Origin of the sequence: Glutamicibacter sp. NPDC087673 (assembly GCF_044743255.1) — a bacterium.
In the GTDB taxonomy this organism is placed as follows: Bacteria; Actinomycetota; Actinomycetes; order Actinomycetales; family Micrococcaceae; genus Glutamicibacter.
Map to the genome: position 1 here is coordinate 606,818 of NZ_JBIUWB010000001.1, position 16,183 is coordinate 623,000.

General features: G+C 62.4%; 14 protein-coding genes and 1 riboswitch. Of the genes, 8 read left to right on the plus strand and 6 right to left on the minus strand.

The annotated features are described in order from the left end of the window. Positions 1 to 138 precede the first annotated feature (138 nt). Positions 139 to 1,185, plus strand: coding sequence for an MBL fold metallo-hydrolase (locus tag ACIOTL_RS02875; protein WP_400341716.1), 1,047 nt, complete (start codon positions 139 to 141; stop codon positions 1,183 to 1,185). A 68-nt stretch (positions 1,186 to 1,253) separates the two neighbouring features. After that, positions 1,254 to 2,531, plus strand: a complete 1,278-nt coding sequence (locus tag ACIOTL_RS02880; RefSeq protein ID WP_400341908.1) for an MFS transporter — start codon at positions 1,254 to 1,256, stop codon at positions 2,529 to 2,531. A gap of 44 nt (positions 2,532 to 2,575) precedes the next feature. On the opposite strand, the gene ACIOTL_RS02885 is transcribed toward ACIOTL_RS02880, so the two are convergent. Next, positions 2,576 to 3,493: a LysR substrate-binding domain-containing protein gene (locus tag ACIOTL_RS02885; RefSeq protein WP_105656436.1), complete on the minus strand. Its 918-nt coding sequence runs from the start codon at positions 3,491 to 3,493 to the stop codon at positions 2,576 to 2,578. Between the two features lie 145 nt (positions 3,494 to 3,638). Here ACIOTL_RS02885 and ACIOTL_RS02890 point away from each other — a divergent pair, with 145 nt between their 5' ends. After that, complete coding sequence (locus ACIOTL_RS02890) at positions 3,639 to 4,679, plus strand: MBL fold metallo-hydrolase (protein ID WP_400341717.1); 1,041 nt, start codon at positions 3,639 to 3,641, stop codon at positions 4,677 to 4,679. Positions 4,680 to 4,796: 117 nt separating this feature from the next. Here the strand turns inward: ACIOTL_RS02890 and ACIOTL_RS02895 are convergent, their stop codons facing one another. Continuing rightward, positions 4,797 to 6,026 (minus strand): acyl-CoA dehydrogenase family protein, encoded by a 1,230-nt coding sequence (locus ACIOTL_RS02895; protein WP_388024854.1) that lies wholly within the window; start codon positions 6,024 to 6,026, stop codon positions 4,797 to 4,799. Positions 6,027 to 6,054: 28 nt separating this feature from the next. Beyond that, positions 6,055 to 7,281: an acyl-CoA dehydrogenase family protein gene (locus ACIOTL_RS02900; RefSeq protein ID WP_332498984.1), complete on the minus strand. Its 1,227-nt coding sequence runs from the start codon at positions 7,279 to 7,281 to the stop codon at positions 6,055 to 6,057. A 50-nt stretch (positions 7,282 to 7,331) separates the two neighbouring features. Continuing rightward, a riboswitch (SAM riboswitch) is annotated at positions 7,332 to 7,422 on the minus strand. A 274-nt stretch (positions 7,423 to 7,696) separates the two neighbouring features. On the opposite strand from ACIOTL_RS02900, the gene ACIOTL_RS02905 reads away from it, so the two are divergent. Further along, positions 7,697 to 8,071, plus strand: coding sequence for an SdpI family protein (locus ACIOTL_RS02905; RefSeq protein ID WP_332498985.1), 375 nt, complete (start codon positions 7,697 to 7,699; stop codon positions 8,069 to 8,071). Positions 8,072 to 8,146: 75 nt separating this feature from the next. On the opposite strand, the gene ACIOTL_RS02910 is transcribed toward ACIOTL_RS02905, so the two are convergent. From ACIOTL_RS02910 to ACIOTL_RS02920, 3 genes are all read right to left on the minus strand, one after another. Next, positions 8,147 to 9,508, minus strand: a complete 1,362-nt coding sequence (locus ACIOTL_RS02910; protein ID WP_400341720.1) for a GntP family permease — start codon at positions 9,506 to 9,508, stop codon at positions 8,147 to 8,149. 291 nt (positions 9,509 to 9,799) lie between these two features. After that, positions 9,800 to 10,861 (minus strand): CdaR family transcriptional regulator, encoded by a 1,062-nt coding sequence (locus ACIOTL_RS02915; RefSeq protein WP_388024848.1) that lies wholly within the window; start codon positions 10,859 to 10,861, stop codon positions 9,800 to 9,802. A 57-nt stretch (positions 10,862 to 10,918) separates the two neighbouring features. Further along, positions 10,919 to 12,427: an aldehyde dehydrogenase family protein gene (locus ACIOTL_RS02920; protein ID WP_332727583.1), complete on the minus strand. Its 1,509-nt coding sequence runs from the start codon at positions 12,425 to 12,427 to the stop codon at positions 10,919 to 10,921. Between the two features lie 200 nt (positions 12,428 to 12,627). Between ACIOTL_RS02920 and ACIOTL_RS02925 the strand changes: the two genes are divergently transcribed. The 4 genes from ACIOTL_RS02925 (at position 12,628) to ACIOTL_RS02940 (ending at position 16,178) form a co-directional block, all read left to right on the plus strand. Next, positions 12,628 to 13,632 carry an ABC transporter substrate-binding protein gene (locus ACIOTL_RS02925; protein WP_332595029.1) on the plus strand — a complete coding sequence of 335 codons (1,005 nt, stop codon included), beginning with the start codon at positions 12,628 to 12,630 and terminating at the stop codon, positions 13,630 to 13,632. 90 nt (positions 13,633 to 13,722) lie between these two features. Continuing rightward, positions 13,723 to 14,499, plus strand: a complete 777-nt coding sequence (locus ACIOTL_RS02930) for an ABC transporter permease subunit (protein ID WP_332486489.1) — start codon at positions 13,723 to 13,725, stop codon at positions 14,497 to 14,499. Further along, entirely contained in the window at positions 14,492 to 15,325 is an 834-nt protein-coding gene (locus ACIOTL_RS02935) for an ABC transporter permease (protein WP_105656450.1), read from the plus strand. The genes ACIOTL_RS02930 and ACIOTL_RS02935 overlap by 8 nt, the downstream gene beginning before the upstream one ends. 46 nt (positions 15,326 to 15,371) lie before the next feature. After that, positions 15,372 to 16,178 (plus strand): ABC transporter ATP-binding protein, encoded by an 807-nt coding sequence (locus ACIOTL_RS02940; protein WP_332486486.1) that lies wholly within the window; start codon positions 15,372 to 15,374, stop codon positions 16,176 to 16,178. Positions 16,179 to 16,183 lie beyond the last annotated feature (5 nt).

Below are 16,183 nucleotides of genomic sequence, written 5' to 3' on the forward strand. Positions count from 1 at the left end.
GTTTGCGTCGATGCTATGAGCATACCCAACCTATTATCGGCTAAACCTATTTAGTTGGTTGATAAAAACAGTTTTACGAATGTGATCCAGCGCATAAGAATTGAATGCAGCACTTGAACCAAAGAAAGGGCGCATTCCATGGCCTCCACCAATCTCAATCCCCACGTCGTTACGCTGGGCACCGCCGGCGGACCCCGCTGGTGGACCGGCGAGAACGCCGGCAAGCGGGCGGGAATTTCCACCGCCGTAGTCGTGGGCGAAAGCGTCTACCTGGTGGATGCCGGAACCGGCGTGGGCAACCAGCTGATGAAAGCCGGCTTCACCCCTGCGAACCTTCGCGGCATCTTCCTCACGCACTTGCACTCCGATCACACCATCGACCTGGCTTCGCTGTCCATCTTCGGAATGTTCACCCTGCCAGCGGGCAAGGCTCCGATTTCCATCATCGGCCCGGGCGACCGCGGCGCCCTGCCGCCTGCCTCCCCGCGCGCAGTGACCGCCCCGCAGCCGCTCTACCCGCAGAACGCGACTCCGGGAACCGCCTCGATGTTCGACCACCTGATGCAGGCCTACGCCACGGACTTGAACGACCGCGTGATCGACGCCCTGCGTCCCTCCCCGCTGGACCACTTCATCGCCTCGGACATCGAGATTCCGGCCGGCACCGGGTACCACCCCAACGAGAACCCGACGCCGAAGGGGTTCACGCCGTTCGAGATCTACCGCGACGAGCTGGTCACGGTGACTGCAACCCTGGTCAAGCACCCGCCGATCGCTCCGGCCTTCGCCTTCCGCTTCGATACCGCAGAAGGCTCGGTGACCATTTCCGGAGACACCGCGCCCTGCCAGAACCTGGTGGCCCTGGCGAAGGATACCGACATGCTGCTTCATGAGGCCATCGATTTCGACTGGGTGCAACGCGCCTACGGTTCGGTTGGCACCTTGGAAGCCCAGGCTTCGATGGACCACCACCGCGCCTCGCACACCTCGCCGGCGCAGGCGATCGAGATCGCGCACCAGGCCGGGGCGCGCACCCTGGCCCTGCACCATCTGGTCCCCGGAACTACGCCTTTGCAGGTCTGGGAAGCCCACGCCGCGAAATTCTCCGGCAACTACCTAGTGCCCAGCGACCTGGACACGATATCCTTTTCCCGCGTCAACAGTGAAATGGCGGCAGTACGATGAGCAGCACCTTGAATAATGGCAACGGCGTGGAGGCACAGGCGTTGGTTCCCTCGCTGAAATCACCGCAGATGCGCCGGATCCTGGCTTCCAGCTTCATCGGCAGCGCAATCGAATTCTACGATTTCATCCTCTACGCCACCGCGGCCTCGCTGGTCTTCAACAAGGTCTTCTTCGTTGGCCTGACCCCGGGCGTAGCCATCTTCGCTTCCTTTGCCACCTTGGCCGTGGGATATCTGGCCCGACCGCTGGGCGGCATCGTGTTCGGCCACTTCGGCGACAAGATCGGCCGCAAGGGCGTGCTGATCACCTCGATGGCGATGATGGGCGGTGCCTCGACACTGATCGGCCTGCTTCCTCCCACCGCGCAGATCGGCATGCTGGCCCCGATCGCGCTGATCATCTTGCGCATCGTCCAGGGCCTGGCCGTGGGCGGCGAATGGGGCGGGGCCATGCTGATGGCACTGGAGCACGCGCCGAAGGAGCGCCGCGGCTTCGCGGCGAGCTTCGCGAACATGGGCGGCCCGGCCGGCGCCGTGATGGCCACGTTGGCAGTCTCGGCCGTCTCGCTCATGCCCAATGAGCAGTTCCTGGCCTGGGGCTGGCGCATTCCGTTCCTGATCAGCATCGCGCTGGTGGGCATCGGGCTGGTCATCCGGCTGAAGGTCACCGAGTCCCCGCTGTTCCTCGCGTTGGAAAACAAGGCAGAAGAGCGCAAGACCCCCTTCATGGAGGTCATCACCAAGTACCCGAAGTCCGTCATCCGCGGAACCCTGGTGGGCATGAGCTCCTACACGGTGCAGGGCCTGATGACCGTCTGGGCCATCTCCTACGTGGTCGAGGAAGTCGGCATGGACCGCACTGCGGTGCTGAACATCAAGGCCATTGGCGCCGCGTTGACCGTGGTGGGCATCTGGGTTTCATCGCGCTATTCAGACAAGCTGGGCCGCCGCCCGGTCATGATGGTCGGCATCCTCGCCGGCGCCGTGGCCGCCCTGCCGATCATGTGGATGCTGGAACTGGGCCAGCTGTGGCTGTTCGCCATCGCGCTGTTCGTGGCCAACGGCATCATCCAGGCCTTCATCTTCGGGCCGTTCGGCGCGTTCACCGCGGAGCTGTTCCCAACCCGCATCCGCTACACCGGCGCTTCGCTGGTCTACCAGCTCTCCTCCACCGTGGGCGCGGGTTTCACCCCGATGATCGTTGCAGGCCTGGTGCTGCTGGGCGGCGGATCGCTGTGGATCGCCGGAGCCGTTTGGGCCGCCGCATTCATCGTCGCCGCCCTGGCCATGCGCGGCATCAAGGAAGGCCGCGACGCCGACCTCGAGGCCGAGGAAATGAGCCACTAGCCTCCCGACTGGCGAAAGCGCAGGCCGGTTGGAACCTACGGGTTCTAACCGGCCTTGCGCTCTTTCTCGGCTCCGGCTTCCTCGCAGAAATCCAAGAACGCGCGCAGCCGCAAGCTAGGGCGGTCCGAAGCGGTGTAGGCCACGCAGATATCGCTCACGCCAACCTCGCCCTCGATCTCCAATACCGACAGCGGCAAGCCGTCGTAGCTCAGGTTGACCGGCGGGCGCTGCACCAGAACGGTATAGCCCAAACCCCGAGCCACCATCCCGCGCACCGCCTCGAAGCTCTGCGAACTCCACCGCACCTTGGGGTCCAAGCCCGACATGCGAAGATTCACCAGCTGGTTATCGCGCACCGTGGGGATGTCCAGGGAGACGAAGTCGTCGTCGGCCAGTTCGCTCAAGGCGACGGAGGTGCGATCGGCCAGCCGGTGATTGCCTCCCACCAGCACATAGGGCCGGCCCGACATCACCGTACGCGAAGAGACCTGCGGCAGCAGGTGGCGGGTATGGGTGAGCACCGCATCCAGGTGGCCCTTGAGCATGCGCTCCTGCAGGTCGGCTCCGTCCCCCTCCACGAGAGTGACCTGCAAATCCGGGTGCACATTGGTGAAGCGTTCGCAGATCACCGGGATCCAGAATGCGGCCAGCGAGGAATAGCAGCCGATCACCAAAGGGCCGGAGAGCTTGGTCTGGCGTTCGACAATCTGGTCCTGCACTTCTTCGGCATGGCGCACCAGGGCTCGGGAATCGAGCAGGAAGTCGGTGCCGACCGCGGTGAGCACCACGCCTCGGGCGCGGCGGCGCACCAGCAGCTGCGAGCCGACGGCGCGTTCCAGCTCGTCCATGGACTGCGACATTGCGGCCTGGGAAATATGGCACTGCTTCGCCGCGGCGGAGATGGAGCCGAGTTCAGCGACGGCGACGAAGTACTGCAGCTGGCGCAGGGTGTAGTTGATCACCCGCCCAGTCTAGCCAGCGGGCAGCGGACCGCTGCCAACTAGAAAATGTTATGAGACGAATAATCTATTATTCCTTGACTACTTCATTGCCTCCGCGGATGATGGCATCAGCTTGCCGATGAAATAACCCGTCTACAGGAGACAGATGAAGCCAGTGATGAAGACCGGAATGCATGCAGTGGCGCTTGGAACTGCTGGCGGCCCGCTATTGAGGCCGGATCCAGGAACCGGTCACCGTCGCGGAATTTCTACCGCGATCGTTGTGGACGGCCACGCTTACTTGGTGGATTGCGGCCATGGCGTCGGTTTGGGCCTGGCTGAGATCGGGATTCACCCCACTGCCCTGCGCGGAATTTTCATTACCCATCAGCATTCAGACCACGTCATTGACCTGAATTCTGTCATGGTCCTGGGCGGCCTTGGGTTCCGCGGCACCGAGGGTCGGCAGGTTCCTGTTTTCGGACCGGGTGATCGAGGAGTGCTGCCCTCGATGCAGACAGCGGCCGAAGAGCCGGAAGCCATATTTCCGCAGTCGCCCACACCCGGGACCAACGCCATGGTCAACTTGCTGCTGCGCGCCCATGCGACAGATCTCAACGATCGCCGACGGGATTCGGCGGCACCTGATATTTCGGATATTTTCCATGGCGCAGATATCGAGATTCCCGCCGGCACAGGCTTCCACCCCAACCACAACAACCATCCGGACATGGAGCCTTTTGAAATATACGCTGATCGGCATGTAAAAATTAGCGCTATCCTGGTCCAGCACCAACCTATCGCTCCGGCATTCGCATTCCGCTTTGATTCGAGATATGGATCGGTCGTGGTTTCCGGCGATACAGCGCCAAGCGCAAATCTTGCGCGCCTGTCCCAAGGCTGCGACTTGCTGTTCCATGAAGCTATTGATCTGGAGGCCATCGCTCGTAGCTACCCGCATGCTTCATCCTCCGAACTGGAAGCGAGCATGGGACATCATCGGCGCGCGCACACCACCGCAGAAGACGCAGGTCGAATCGCCCAGCGGGCTGGAGCACGGAACTTGGCGCTGCATCATTTGGTTCCCGCTGGATCTGGAATGGAAGTTTGGCAGCGGGCCTCGAAACAGTTCTCTGGCGGCCTCTTCGTGCCCCGCGACTTGGATATCTTCCATATCGCAAGTGGCACGGTTACCCAGGTGCGCTAGGGCCAAGGCCGGCAGCTATCCGTCAGGCGACTGGAACGATGGTCGATCAATTGCCCCGGGCCGACGACCACGAGCCCAGCACCGGCAAAGGATGCTGGGCTCGCAAGACCATGGAATCTACTTTGATGCACCAATCGCCCACACGCGCGGAAGCTCGGTGCCATTGACCGCCAGGTCGCCAATCAACCGCGCCTTGAACACCCAGGGGTTGTGGTTGCCGGCGGTACGGGCATTGCGCCAGTGCCGGTCCAGGTTCTTGGTAACGCTCGTGGCGCTGGCGGCCAGCGCATCAAAAGCGTGGGTGATCGCGTTGAGGACCAATGGCGTGAGCACCACCTGCGCCTGGGCGCTGGCCAGCTCTGCCGCATCGTTGGCTGCTTCGTCCTCTTCCCCGGTCACCTCGCCGGTGTGCAGCGCCTGCGCAGTTTCATAGGCTCCCTGCAATGCCGTCGACACTCGTTCCACCGTTGCCGCGGCAGCGAAGGCCGCCGCGGAGACCTCGCCGATCACCTGCAGCAGCTGCGGGTCTTCGGCCGCCAGATTGGCCGCGGCATGGCTGAAGGTCCGCTTGCGCGCCTTCAGCTCGGCGGCGAAGTCGCGCTCGGCTGCTTTGGCGGAGCCGGCCAGAACAGCGAGCAGCACCTGCTGGTAGAAAGCTGTCTGGTACTTGAAACGCGTATCGAAGTCGATGAGGTCTTCTTCGGCGACAATCGCATCGGTGAAGGTGGAGGTGCCGGTACCCGTGGTGCGCTGGCCGAAGCCATCCCAGTCATCGGCCAGCTCGACGCCGGGCTGGTGGCGGTTGACTGCGGCGATCACGCGCTTTCCGGTGTCGGTGCGCTCTGCGTAGGTATCGAGCCAGTCGGCGAAGATCGAGCCGGTGGAGTAGTACTTGGTGCCGTTGAGCTTGAATCTTCCCTCGCCGTCCGGGGTGACCTTGGTGATCACGTCCCCGACCTTGACGGTGCCGACCTCGGTCCAGGAGTTGCCCACCAGTTCTCCCGCCACGAAGCGGGCCAGCCACTTGTCGCGCCCCGGGCCGGGGGCCGCAACCAGACGGTCCTCGACGAAGGCGAAGTGCGCGCGCAGTGCTTGGGCAATATTGGAATCCGCCGCCGCGAGATCCACGAAGAGCTCGAAGAGTTCGGGCAGCGTAGCACCGGCACCCCCGTGCGATTCCGGGACCCGAACCGCGCCAAAGCCGGCAGCGGCCAGGTCCGCGACCTGCTGGTAGGGCAATTCGCCGGTGCGGTCGCGTTCAGCTGCACCCTGCGCAATGCGCGCGAAGAGCGGTGCGAAGCGGTTTTTGAGGCCTGCGAGTCGATTGCCAGTTGCAAGTACAGTCATCGTTCAGTCCAATCCGGGAGAAGTTTTCTTAGGTGTACAGCGAGAGCGGCTGGGACTCTCCGCGCAGGAAGTAGGCGCCGACCTCGATCTTCTTGTAGTCCACTGGGTCGTGCAGCGAATGGGTGCGCACATTGCGCCAGTACAGGTCCAGACCCACCGAGTTCGCAGTCGAAGATGAACCGGTCACCTCGAAGATCCGGTTCGCCACATCCACTCCCACCTCAGTGGAGACCACCTTGGCTTCAGCAATTTCCACGGCCAACGCCGCTCGTTCGGGCTGGGTGACTTCCCCGGCCTTCGAGAGCAGGGCATCGAATTTCCGGCCCAACTTCTCGGTCAGCGCCGCCACTGCTGCAGTGCGGGCTTTGAGCTCTCCGACGGTGCGCTGGAAGATCGGGTCCTGCGAGTAGGTCTCTGCCTGCGAGAACAGCCAGGCGTTCTTGCGGCCCAGCAAGATCTGCTTGCCGCGCTCCAGTGCTCCCTGGGCGATGCCCAGGTAGAAGTTGGCGAAGGCCAACTGGATACCGGGGGTAAGCAGGGTGGAGACCGGTTCATCGGTGACGAATCCCAGCAAGTCCCCTGCTTCGAGCCGCACGTTGTGGAACTTCAAGGAATTCGACGCGCTCAGCCGCTGTCCCAGGTAGTCCCAGTCGTCAACGATTTCCAAGCCATCGATATCGCGTGGCAGAACCAACGCGAGAATCTGCCCGTCGTATTCTCCGCCCTGGACCAGCGCGTTGATGACGATGACCTCGCCAACACCGGAACCCGTGGAGAATCGCTTGGCTCCATTCAGTCGGTAGCCGTCCCCTTCGGCGCTCAGCGTCAAATCCGGATCAACTGGATTCACCGAATCGCCCCAGAGCCAGCCACCTTCCACGGTGCGCTGCCACCATGCCCCTTGCGCTTCTGCTGGGGCGTAGAACGCAATGCCGGACTGGTTGATGTAGTGGTAAGCCAGCAACTGCGAGATGGAGCCATCGGCTGCGGCCAGTATGCGGACCGCTTCGAAAGCCGCTTCCCAATGGGCTCCGGCTCCGCCGAATTCTGCAGGCACCAAGAGATTGAGCAACCCGGCTTCGCGCAGCAGCTGCACTTCGGCGAAAGGCTGGGCGTTCTTTCGGTCGCGTTCGAGCGCGTCAGCCGCCAGCTTGTCAGCTACTTGCTGGGCGACGTCGCGCCAATGAGCCAGTTCAGCTTCATCAGCAGTGCCGGTGTAGGGCACGCGCGGCAATTGGGTATCCAGTACAGTCATCTTCGTTCTCCTCTTGGGCTATGGATTCCGAAGGATGCAGAAAATCTGCGGATCCATCGAACCTGGCGTTAGCACTACCTGCGGAGTGCAGGCTTGCTGCGGCGTCTCGGAGCCAGGTCTCTCAGCCGCTCTGGATGGGTTGTGCTCCGAGTCAAGCATTGCTGGCAGGTCCTCGGGAAGGGCGCTGTCATGCGGAGGAACAGCAGGACAAAATAGGTCATCTTCGCGCCTTCGCCCTGCCGGAAAACGGGCGGATAAGACGTCATATGACCTTCGCATGACGCAATTGGCATGCTGGAACTGGATTTCAAAGGCGTTCCCCTAGGCATCGATTGGGAACACAGCGTGGATCAGGGCACTTCCATGCGACCGCATAGAATGGCCATTCAAGATCAATCGGCAGAAGAGGCGGCAAGTGGATCCAGCAGGCGTGATTGCCTTCATGTTCGGGTTGCTGAGCATAACGCTGGTCGCAGCGTTCCTCGCCCCGATGGCACGGGACCGGAAGCTCGCTCGCAATGCGGCGATCGGCATCAAGACGCGCCACACCTTGGCCAGCGATGGGGCCTGGCTCGCCGGGCATCAGCAGGCTGCGCCCCTGCTTGCCGCGGCTTCCTGGGCCGGTTGGGCGGCATTGGCCAGCGCAGCAGTTCTCTGCCTGCTGGGCCAATTCGGTTTCGCCTTCGCCGCGACCGGAACCGGCTACCTGGCCGCCATCGCGTTGCTGGTGATCTCGACTGCCACAGCGAATAAGGCCGCGCGGAGCTTCCCGGCGGCAGGCCTGGGCTAATCCAGCACTGCTTAAAGCAACGGATCGCGCCATCTGCCGATGGCGCGATCCGTTGCTTTCTTGGAAGGCGTGCTGCTAAAGCAGTACGGCTCCCAGGACCAGTACAGTCAGGAACCCCGCGGTGCCCTGGATGGCGGTAGCCACGCTCAGGGTCTTGTAGGCGGTGATCACCGGAATGCGGCTGAGCTGCGAGACGACCCAGAAGTAGGAGTCGTTGGCGTGCGAGACAACCATCGCACCGGCGCCTACTGCCAATACGGATAGCACCATGCCCAGCTCCGAACCCAAGCCCAGGGAGCCGAGCATCGGAGCGACCAGCGCGGAAGTGGTCACCATTGAGACGGTGGACGAGCCCTGGGCGGACTTCAGTGCAGCGGCGATCAGGAATGGCACAGCCAGGCCCAAGCCCAGTCCGCTGAGTGAATCCGAAAGAATCGTGGTCAGATCCGACGCGGCCAGGACCGCGCCGAAGCCGGCGCCGGCACCGGTGATCAGCAAGATCGGAGCAGCGGTGCGTACAGCTTCGTTCATCTGCTCATTGAAGACCGCCAGCTTGCTGCCACCGCTCAAAAGAAAAGTCGATGAGATCAAGCCGAAGATCAGCGCAATAACCGGCGTCCCCAGGAAGGAAAGGATTTCCAGGGCAGCGCCTTCGCCAATCGGGTGCGAGGGCAGCTTCGCAATGGATGCGGCACAGATCAGCACCAGCGGAACCAGGATCGGCATGAAGGCCAGCGCCGGGCTGGGCAATTTTCCGAAGCTTGCACGCAGCTGCTCATAGTCGAGTTCGGAGATGTCATTGTGGTCGTCGCTTGGCAACGGGGTCCATTGGGACTTGTTGAAGCGGCTGGCGTAGGCCAAGCCGGCAAGTGCCGAGATGGCCGCAACGGGCAATCCGACAGCGATGATCAAGCCCAGGTTATCGGCAATGCCGATGCTTTCGGCTGCGGCCAGCGGGCCCGGAGTTGGAGGCACCATGGTGTGGGTCGCGTACAGGCCGGTCATCAGGGCGATGGAAGTTGCCAGCCCAGAGACCCCGGTACGCAGGGTGATGGCTTTGCGCAGCGAGTTGAGCACCACGTATCCCGAGTCGCAGAAGACCGGAATGGAAACGATGTAGCCGATAATCGATAGCGTCAGGTTGGGGAACCGGGTACCGAGGACCTTGATCAGCGCATCTGCCATGGAGATCGCGGCGCCGGATTTCTCCAGGATGACACCGATCATTGTTCCGAACAGGATCACCAGTCCGATATTTCCCATGGTGCTGCCGAAAGCCGTGGTGACCGTCGAAGCCACGTCGGCCAGCGGAATCCGGTAGGCGAAGGCCGCCAGGATAGCGGCGCCAACGAGGGCGAGAAATGGGCTGATCTTCAGGCGTGCTGTGACCATCACGATGGCCACAACAAGGATCAGCAGAACTAGCAGTTCGTACACGGCGGGTTGGCTCCTTTGCCAATATCGGTAGTTCTCTGCGTCCAGCCCGCAGTGGCTCAACGGGTGGACCAGCCCTATCGGCGAAGCTGCTCAAGGCTTTGCCCGTTGGGCTAGATGCCACCGTGCCACCCCGGTTTCGGGCGCAAAGATCGATCATCCTGCCAATACTAGGAAAAGTGACCCCGAATACCTATGGGCACACGACCACATTTGCCTGGGTTCGAAAGAGCCTATGTGTGCAAACACCCCACCCTTCCCAGCCCCGGCGCCAGCTCCCCTCGTTTCCAGGGCCTAGAAAACATGCAGCTGGCCCAAGGCCACTCTCGCGTAGATGGCATGCTGGAGTTTCAGGGATTCGCTGGACCGCCGAATATCGACGCCGCTGACCTGGCTTATCCGCTCAAGTCTTTGCACCAAGGTATTGCGGTGAATATGCAGATCCGTGGCCGCTTGGCTCATCGAAGCAGCTGTCGCAACGACCAGCAGGGTTCTGGCTTGTTCCTCATTGAGCTGCATCGCTGGGGCAGCTGCATGTTCCAGGCTGCGGGCTGGGGTGCGGGCGATAGCCACAGCAATTTCCCGGCTCCACATGCGGCGCCGCGCGTGGGATGGCACGAGTGCCGGATAGCCCACCAATACGCGCAGCACTTCGGTTTCGGCCATGAGATCCTCGGCCTTTTCGACAGGCGCGGAGACCAGGAAACGTTCCTGGTCCATGCGCTCGGGAGCGAAAGCTGTCTCGCTGGCAGCGCAAAGCCTCCAGTACGCGCCGGAAAGGCTAATCCATGACGTGCGGTGATGATCCTTCGCCGGCTCTTCGAGCGACGGATCCCCTACGCTTCGGGGCAGCCAAGCTTCAATGCATTTCGGCCCGCGCAAACCATGCGCTGCGAGCGAGCGGTCGATCACTTCAGGTGCAACGCGACCGGCGATCAACGCAGAAATAATGTCGCGGGCTTCGGTCTCGCGCCGCGCGCTGCGAGAGTGCTCGCGTTCCTGGGCAAAGAGCAATTGAACGGTCAATGCAATCAGGCCGGCCAGCGGTTCCACCTCGTGGGGAGCTCCGGTCACGCCCACAACGCCGCAGAGCTGGTCGTTCAGCACCAGCGGCACATTGACCCCTGGCTGGGTTCCGGCCGAGCCGTCGGCCTGGCTGACACGGATGATGCCGTTGCGTCGGATCGCCTCTGCGCTGCCGTCGTGGTGGGTACCGATACGCGCAGCATCCGTAGAAGCAATGATGACTCCGTGAGCATTCATGATGTTCACATTGCGGTTGATGGTCGGCGCAATCGTGTCGACGACTTTCTGCGCCAACGCGCTAGCCAGCCGGGGTTGCTCCTTTTCGCTCATGAGCTCATCCTATCGGCCCGGGACTGCGCAAAGCAGTCCCGGATTAGAACATTGCCGTTAGTCGAGCTTGACGGTGACCGACTTCAGCGAGGTGTAGGCCTCGATGCCTTCACGGCCATTTTCGGCGCCCCACCCCGACTGCTTGAATCCGCCGAACGGCATGTTCGCATCCATGCCGGCACCGGTATTCACCCTGACGTTGCCGGCCTGGATTTTCTTGGCGAAGGTCAACGCGCGGGAAATGTCCTGGGTGAAGATCACCGAATTGAGACCGTAGTCGGTGTCGTTGGCCCGGCGCAGCACCTCGGCCAGCGAATCCTCGTCGCCGAAGGTGCTCACCGAGAGCACCGGCCCGAAGATCTCATCCTTGGCGATGGACATGTCCGGACTGACATTTTTCAGCACGGTGGGCTGCACGAAGAATCCTTCTTCGCCTTCGGCCAAGCCACCGGCAACGAGTTCCGCACCATCAGCGATGCCCGCCTCGATGTACCCCAGCACGCGCTCGCGCTGCACCTGGGAGATCAGCGGGCCCAGCTGGGTTCCTTCTGCCAGGCCAGCGCCCAGCTTGAGGTTCTTCGCGAATCCGGCGATGCCTTCGATGACCTGGTCTGCGATGTCTTCGTGGACATACAGTCGCGACCCTGCCGCGCAGACCTGGCCGGAGTTGCCGAAGATGCTCATGGCGGCGGCCGGAATGGCCTTGTCCAGATCCGCGTCGGGATAGATCACCACCGGGGATTTGCCGCCCAGCTCAAGGCTCAGCCGCTTGAGATTGACCGCTGCCGACGCCAGCAGCTTCTTGCCTACCGCGGTGGATCCGGTGAAGGAGAGCTTGTCGACATCCGGATGGTCGGCGAGCGCTTGGCCGGCCACCGGCCCCAAGCCCTGGACCACGTTCAGCACACCGGCCGGGATGCCTGCTTCAAGCGCAATCTGCGCCATGCGCACGGCGGTCAGCGGGGTCAGCTCCGCGGGCTTGAGCACGACGGTGCAGCCGGACGCCAGCGCCGGAGCCACCTTGGACAGCGCAATGGTGAAGGGGACATTCCATGGCACGATCAGTGCGGCCACACCCAAGGCTTGGCGCTGGGTATAGGCGTGCCAGGTTCCTGGCAGGGAAATATCGCGGGTTTCGCCGTTGAGCTTGGTGGCCCAGCCGGCGAAGTAGCGCAAGGTCTCGATGCCCGCGGGCAGCTCGCCAAAGCGGGCGATGTTGAAGGGCTTCCCGCAGTTCAGGGACTCCAGGGTAGCCAATTCATCGAGGTTCGCTTCCAATGCGTCAGCGAAGCGGTGCAGCGCCCGCTGGCGTGCTGCCGGGGTCATTTCTGCCCAGGGCCCGGACTCGAACGCTGCACGGGCGGCAGCTACTGCGCGGTCGATGTCCGCTGCGGTGGCAGCCGTCGTCTCGGTCAGCAGCTGGCCAGTGGAGGGATCGGTTACCGGCAGCTTTTCCCCCGAGCCAGCGACCTCCTGGCCATTGATCACCAGCGGAAGGGGCGTGGCCGCCAAAGCGGCGCGAAGCTGCTGAGCCAGCGGAACGGCGGAAAGATCTGTTGCTGTCATGGAATGTATCTCCTGGTCTGCCCGGCGCGCTTCGTCGTTGGCATCATTTTGAATGTGAGTCTTGCCACACAATCATACTAAAGATATATTGTGATTCAAGGAATACATTTTGATGCTCAATGTACTTCTTCTTCCGGGAACCGACCCCGGTCGACAACTCGCAGCCTTCGCCTAGGCACCAAGCTTTCAAGGAGATCCCCATGGTCACGAAACGACGTTTTGCACGGAAGGCCTTCTCCGGCCTCGCAGTCTCTGCCCTCGCAATCGGCACCCTGGCCGCGTGCGGATCCAGCGAGGAGGCCAGCGCCGACGGCCCGGTGAAGCTGCGCGTCGCCATTGCTCCGATCCAGTTCGAAACCGCACGCATCGCTGAAGAGAAGGGCTACTTCGAGGACCAGGGCCTGGACGTTGAATTGGTCAATGGCGCCGACCCCGCCGCGCTGCTGGCCCAGGTGGTCTCCGGTGACGTGAACGTTGCCATCGGCTCGTGGATCAACGTCGCCACCTCCTTCTCCCAAGGTGTTCCGATCCAGGTCATTGGCGGCAACGGCATGGTTGATCCGGAGGCCGACAACTCCGGCGTCATGGTGGCCAAGGATTCCGGGGTCAAGGAACTGGCAGACCTGAAGGGCAAGACCATTGGCGTAGTTGGCGTGAAGTCCGGTGGCGACATCCCCGTGCTCCAGGCATTGGAAGCGGCCGGCGTGAAGGAAAAGGAAGTCACGGAAGTTGCTGTTCCCTACGCGGGCATGGAAGCGGCCCTGGAACAAGGCACCGTGGATGCAGTAGTGCCTGCCGACTCCTTCTACCACCAGATGTCGGAGAAGGGCTACCAGACCATCTCCAACCCGGTACAGGAATTCCAGTCCAGCATGCCGGTAACCGTTTGGACCGTGCAGAAGCAGTGGCTGGAGCAGAATGGCGAGACCGCCAAGAAGTTCGACGCAGCTATGCAGGATGCCGTGAAGTTCTACTCGGACCCGGCCAATCTGGAGGAAGTCCGCAAGGTCCACGCCGAAGCCAACCAGATCGATGTAGCCGATGCGCCCAAGACCTTCGTCCCGGCGGACGTCACCTTCAACGTGGCTGAAGCCCAATCCGGCATCGATGCCATGGTCCACTTCGGCCTGGTCGAGAACAAGGTCATCGTCGAAGATGTGCTCTGGGACGAAGCCCCTACCCGGGCTTCGGCAGACGCCAAGTAGCCCACGTCCGCTTCGCCCAACCGGTGGCGCCATCCCCTGCGCTGGCGCCACCAGCACCCCTAGCTTGCAACTGCTTACTCAAGGATTCCCATGAAAGAGTCAACGATTTCACCGGGTCTGCTCTGGACCCTGCGCATCGTGGCCATCGCCGCCCTGCTGGGCATCTGGCAACTGGTGATCGCCTCAGGAACCATGCCCTCCATGCTCCCCGGCGTGGAAAAGATCTTCTCTGCCATCGCCGAAGCCCTGGGCCAAGCGGCCTTCTGGGGCGGGCTAGGCAAGACCCTGCTCGCAGCCCTCACCGGCTGGCTCATTGCTTCGGTCGTGGGTGTCGTCCTGGGCCTGGTCATTGGATCAGTTCGCTTCCTCGACAACTCCACCTCGATTCTGATCGATTTCGGCCGTTCGTTCCCGGTACTGGCCCTGATGCCAGTCGTGATCATGCTGCTCGGCTCGAACACCATGATGGAAATCGTCGTCGTCGCGCTGTCCTGCCTGTGGCCAGTGCTGATCCAGACCATCTACGGTGCACGCCGCCAGGAAGCCGCGGTTGCCGACACCGTCGCCGTCTTCCGCATCCCGCCGATGCTGCGCTTCACCAAGGTCCTGCTGCCTTCTGCCCTGCCGCTGATCGCGACCGGTGTGCGCATTTCCTCGGCCATCGCCATCCTGGTGGCGGTGGGCGTTGAAGTGATCTCCCAGGCGCCAGGCATTGGACGCCAGATCACGCTGATGCAGCAGGCGCAGCGTTGGGATCTGGCCTTCGCCTACCTGTTCTTCGCCGGCCTGACCGGATGGGCCATCGCCCTGCTCTTGCAACAGGCCGAAAACCGTTTGCTGAAGTGGAAGAGGCAGAACGATGACTAACGCAACTTTGAACGCCCCCGCAGTGCCATCACGCGCTTCGAAAGCCAAGGCTCCGAGTTCCTCGGCGGCCGCCGGACGCAAGATACTGGTTTCTTCATGGCTCATCGTTGCCGTGGTTGCGGCTTGGTGGTTCGGCTCGGCAAACTCCACGAACTTCTTCATCCCCTCGCTGGAGTCCATCCTCGAAGCCTTGGTCCGCGACCTGGGCAACGGCGTGATTATTTCCGGCGCCTGGTACTCGCTGTCCAATCTCTTTGTCGGCTTGGCCCTGGCTGCCTTCTTCGGCATCTGCGGCGGACTGCTGCTGGGCGAAGTCCCGTTGCTGCTGAAGATCGTTGACCCGATCATCCACTTCTTCCGCGCTGTCCCGCAGGCAGCACTGGTTCCGATGATCATCGGCGTCTTCGGCATGGGGCAGGGCCCGAAGATGGGCACCATCGCCTTCGCCTGCATGTGGCCGATCCTGCTGAACACCATCGACGGCATCTTGGGCATCGAGCCAACGGTGCGCAAGTTCTCCAAGGTCTACCGCATTCCCCGGGGCCTGCACTTCCGCCGCGTGATCCTGCCCGGTGCCACCCCGCAGATCGTGGCCGGTATCCGCGTCGCATTGCCGATCGGCATCACCGTGATGGTGGTTTCGGAAATGTTCGCCTCCATTGAAGGCCTGGGCTTCTACATCCTGAATTCCTCGGCCACCTTCAAGGTTCCGGAGACATGGGCCGGCGCACTGCTGGTCGGTGTCATCGGCTACATCATCTCGATCCTCTTCGTGCTCGTCGAAAAACGGATCCTGCGCTGGTACCACGCCTCCGGCGCCCAGTAGCCTCCGTTTCCGTCCGACCTTCCATCTTCTGACCAAGGAGAATCCCATGACCACCCAAGCACCCGTTGAAACGACCATGGAAACCAAACCATTGCTCATGAAGGTTCGCGGCATGTCCATGAGCTATGGCGCCGGCCCGGCCGAAAACAAGATCCTGGAGAATTTGGATCTGGACGTGGAGTATGGCCAGTTCATCTCGATAGTCGGCCCTTCGGGCGTCGGCAAGACCACCTTGCTGCGATGCCTTTCCGGCTTGCTGAAGCCAAAAGCCGGAACCATCGAGGTTTCCGGCACGAAGATCAACGGCCCGCACCCCGATCTCGCCGTGGTCTTCCAGGACTACTCGCGTTCGCTGATGCCGTGGATGACCACCCGCGAAAACGTGGCCTTCCCGCTGCAGGGCAAGGGCATCGGCAAGGCCGAGCGCAACAAGCTGGCCGATGAGCATCTGGCTGCCGTGGGCCTTGAAGGCCAAGGCGGCAAGTTCCCCTGGGAAATGTCAGGAGGCATGCAGCAGCGCGTGGCCATTGCCCGCGCCTTGGCCTACAACGCGAAGGTGCTGCTCATGGATGAGCCCTTCGCCTCGGTTGATGCGCAGACCCGCTTCGACCTCGAAGACCTCGTGCTGGACTTGCAGCACAAGCTGGGTGTGACGATCCTGCTAGTCACCCACGACATCGACGAGGCGCTGTACCTGGCCGACAAGGTGGTCGTGATCGCGGAGAAGCCGGCCACCGTAGTCGACGAGATCGTCACCGGTTTCGGCGAGACCCGCGACCAGCTGGCCACCAAGGCTGACCCGCGCTTCACCGAGGCCCGTGCACGGATCCTCGTGCGCCTGCGCAAGGACTGATCCCC

Coding starts and splice junctions, on each gene's coding strand:
- ACIOTL_RS02940 (WP_332486486.1), top strand. CDS start 15,372: ATGACCACCCAAGCACCCGTTGAAACGACCATGGAAACCAAACCATTG.
- ACIOTL_RS02920 (WP_332727583.1), bottom strand. CDS start 12,427: ATGACAGCAACAGATCTTTCCGCCGTTCCGCTGGCTCAGCAGCTTCGC.
- ACIOTL_RS02900 (WP_332498984.1), bottom strand. CDS start 7,281: ATGACTGTACTGGATACCCAATTGCCGCGCGTGCCCTACACCGGCACT.
- ACIOTL_RS02875 (WP_400341716.1), top strand. CDS start 139: ATGGCCTCCACCAATCTCAATCCCCACGTCGTTACGCTGGGCACCGCC.
- ACIOTL_RS02935 (WP_105656450.1), top strand. CDS start 14,492: ATGACTAACGCAACTTTGAACGCCCCCGCAGTGCCATCACGCGCTTCG.
- ACIOTL_RS02895 (WP_388024854.1), bottom strand. CDS start 6,026: ATGACTGTACTTGCAACTGGCAATCGACTCGCAGGCCTCAAAAACCGC.
- ACIOTL_RS02880 (WP_400341908.1), top strand. CDS start 1,254: ATGCGCCGGATCCTGGCTTCCAGCTTCATCGGCAGCGCAATCGAATTC.
- ACIOTL_RS02915 (WP_388024848.1), bottom strand. CDS start 10,861: ATGAGCGAAAAGGAGCAACCCCGGCTGGCTAGCGCGTTGGCGCAGAAA.
- ACIOTL_RS02930 (WP_332486489.1), top strand. CDS start 13,723: ATGAAAGAGTCAACGATTTCACCGGGTCTGCTCTGGACCCTGCGCATC.
- ACIOTL_RS02925 (WP_332595029.1), top strand. CDS start 12,628: ATGGTCACGAAACGACGTTTTGCACGGAAGGCCTTCTCCGGCCTCGCA.
- ACIOTL_RS02890 (WP_400341717.1), top strand. CDS start 3,639: ATGAAGCCAGTGATGAAGACCGGAATGCATGCAGTGGCGCTTGGAACT.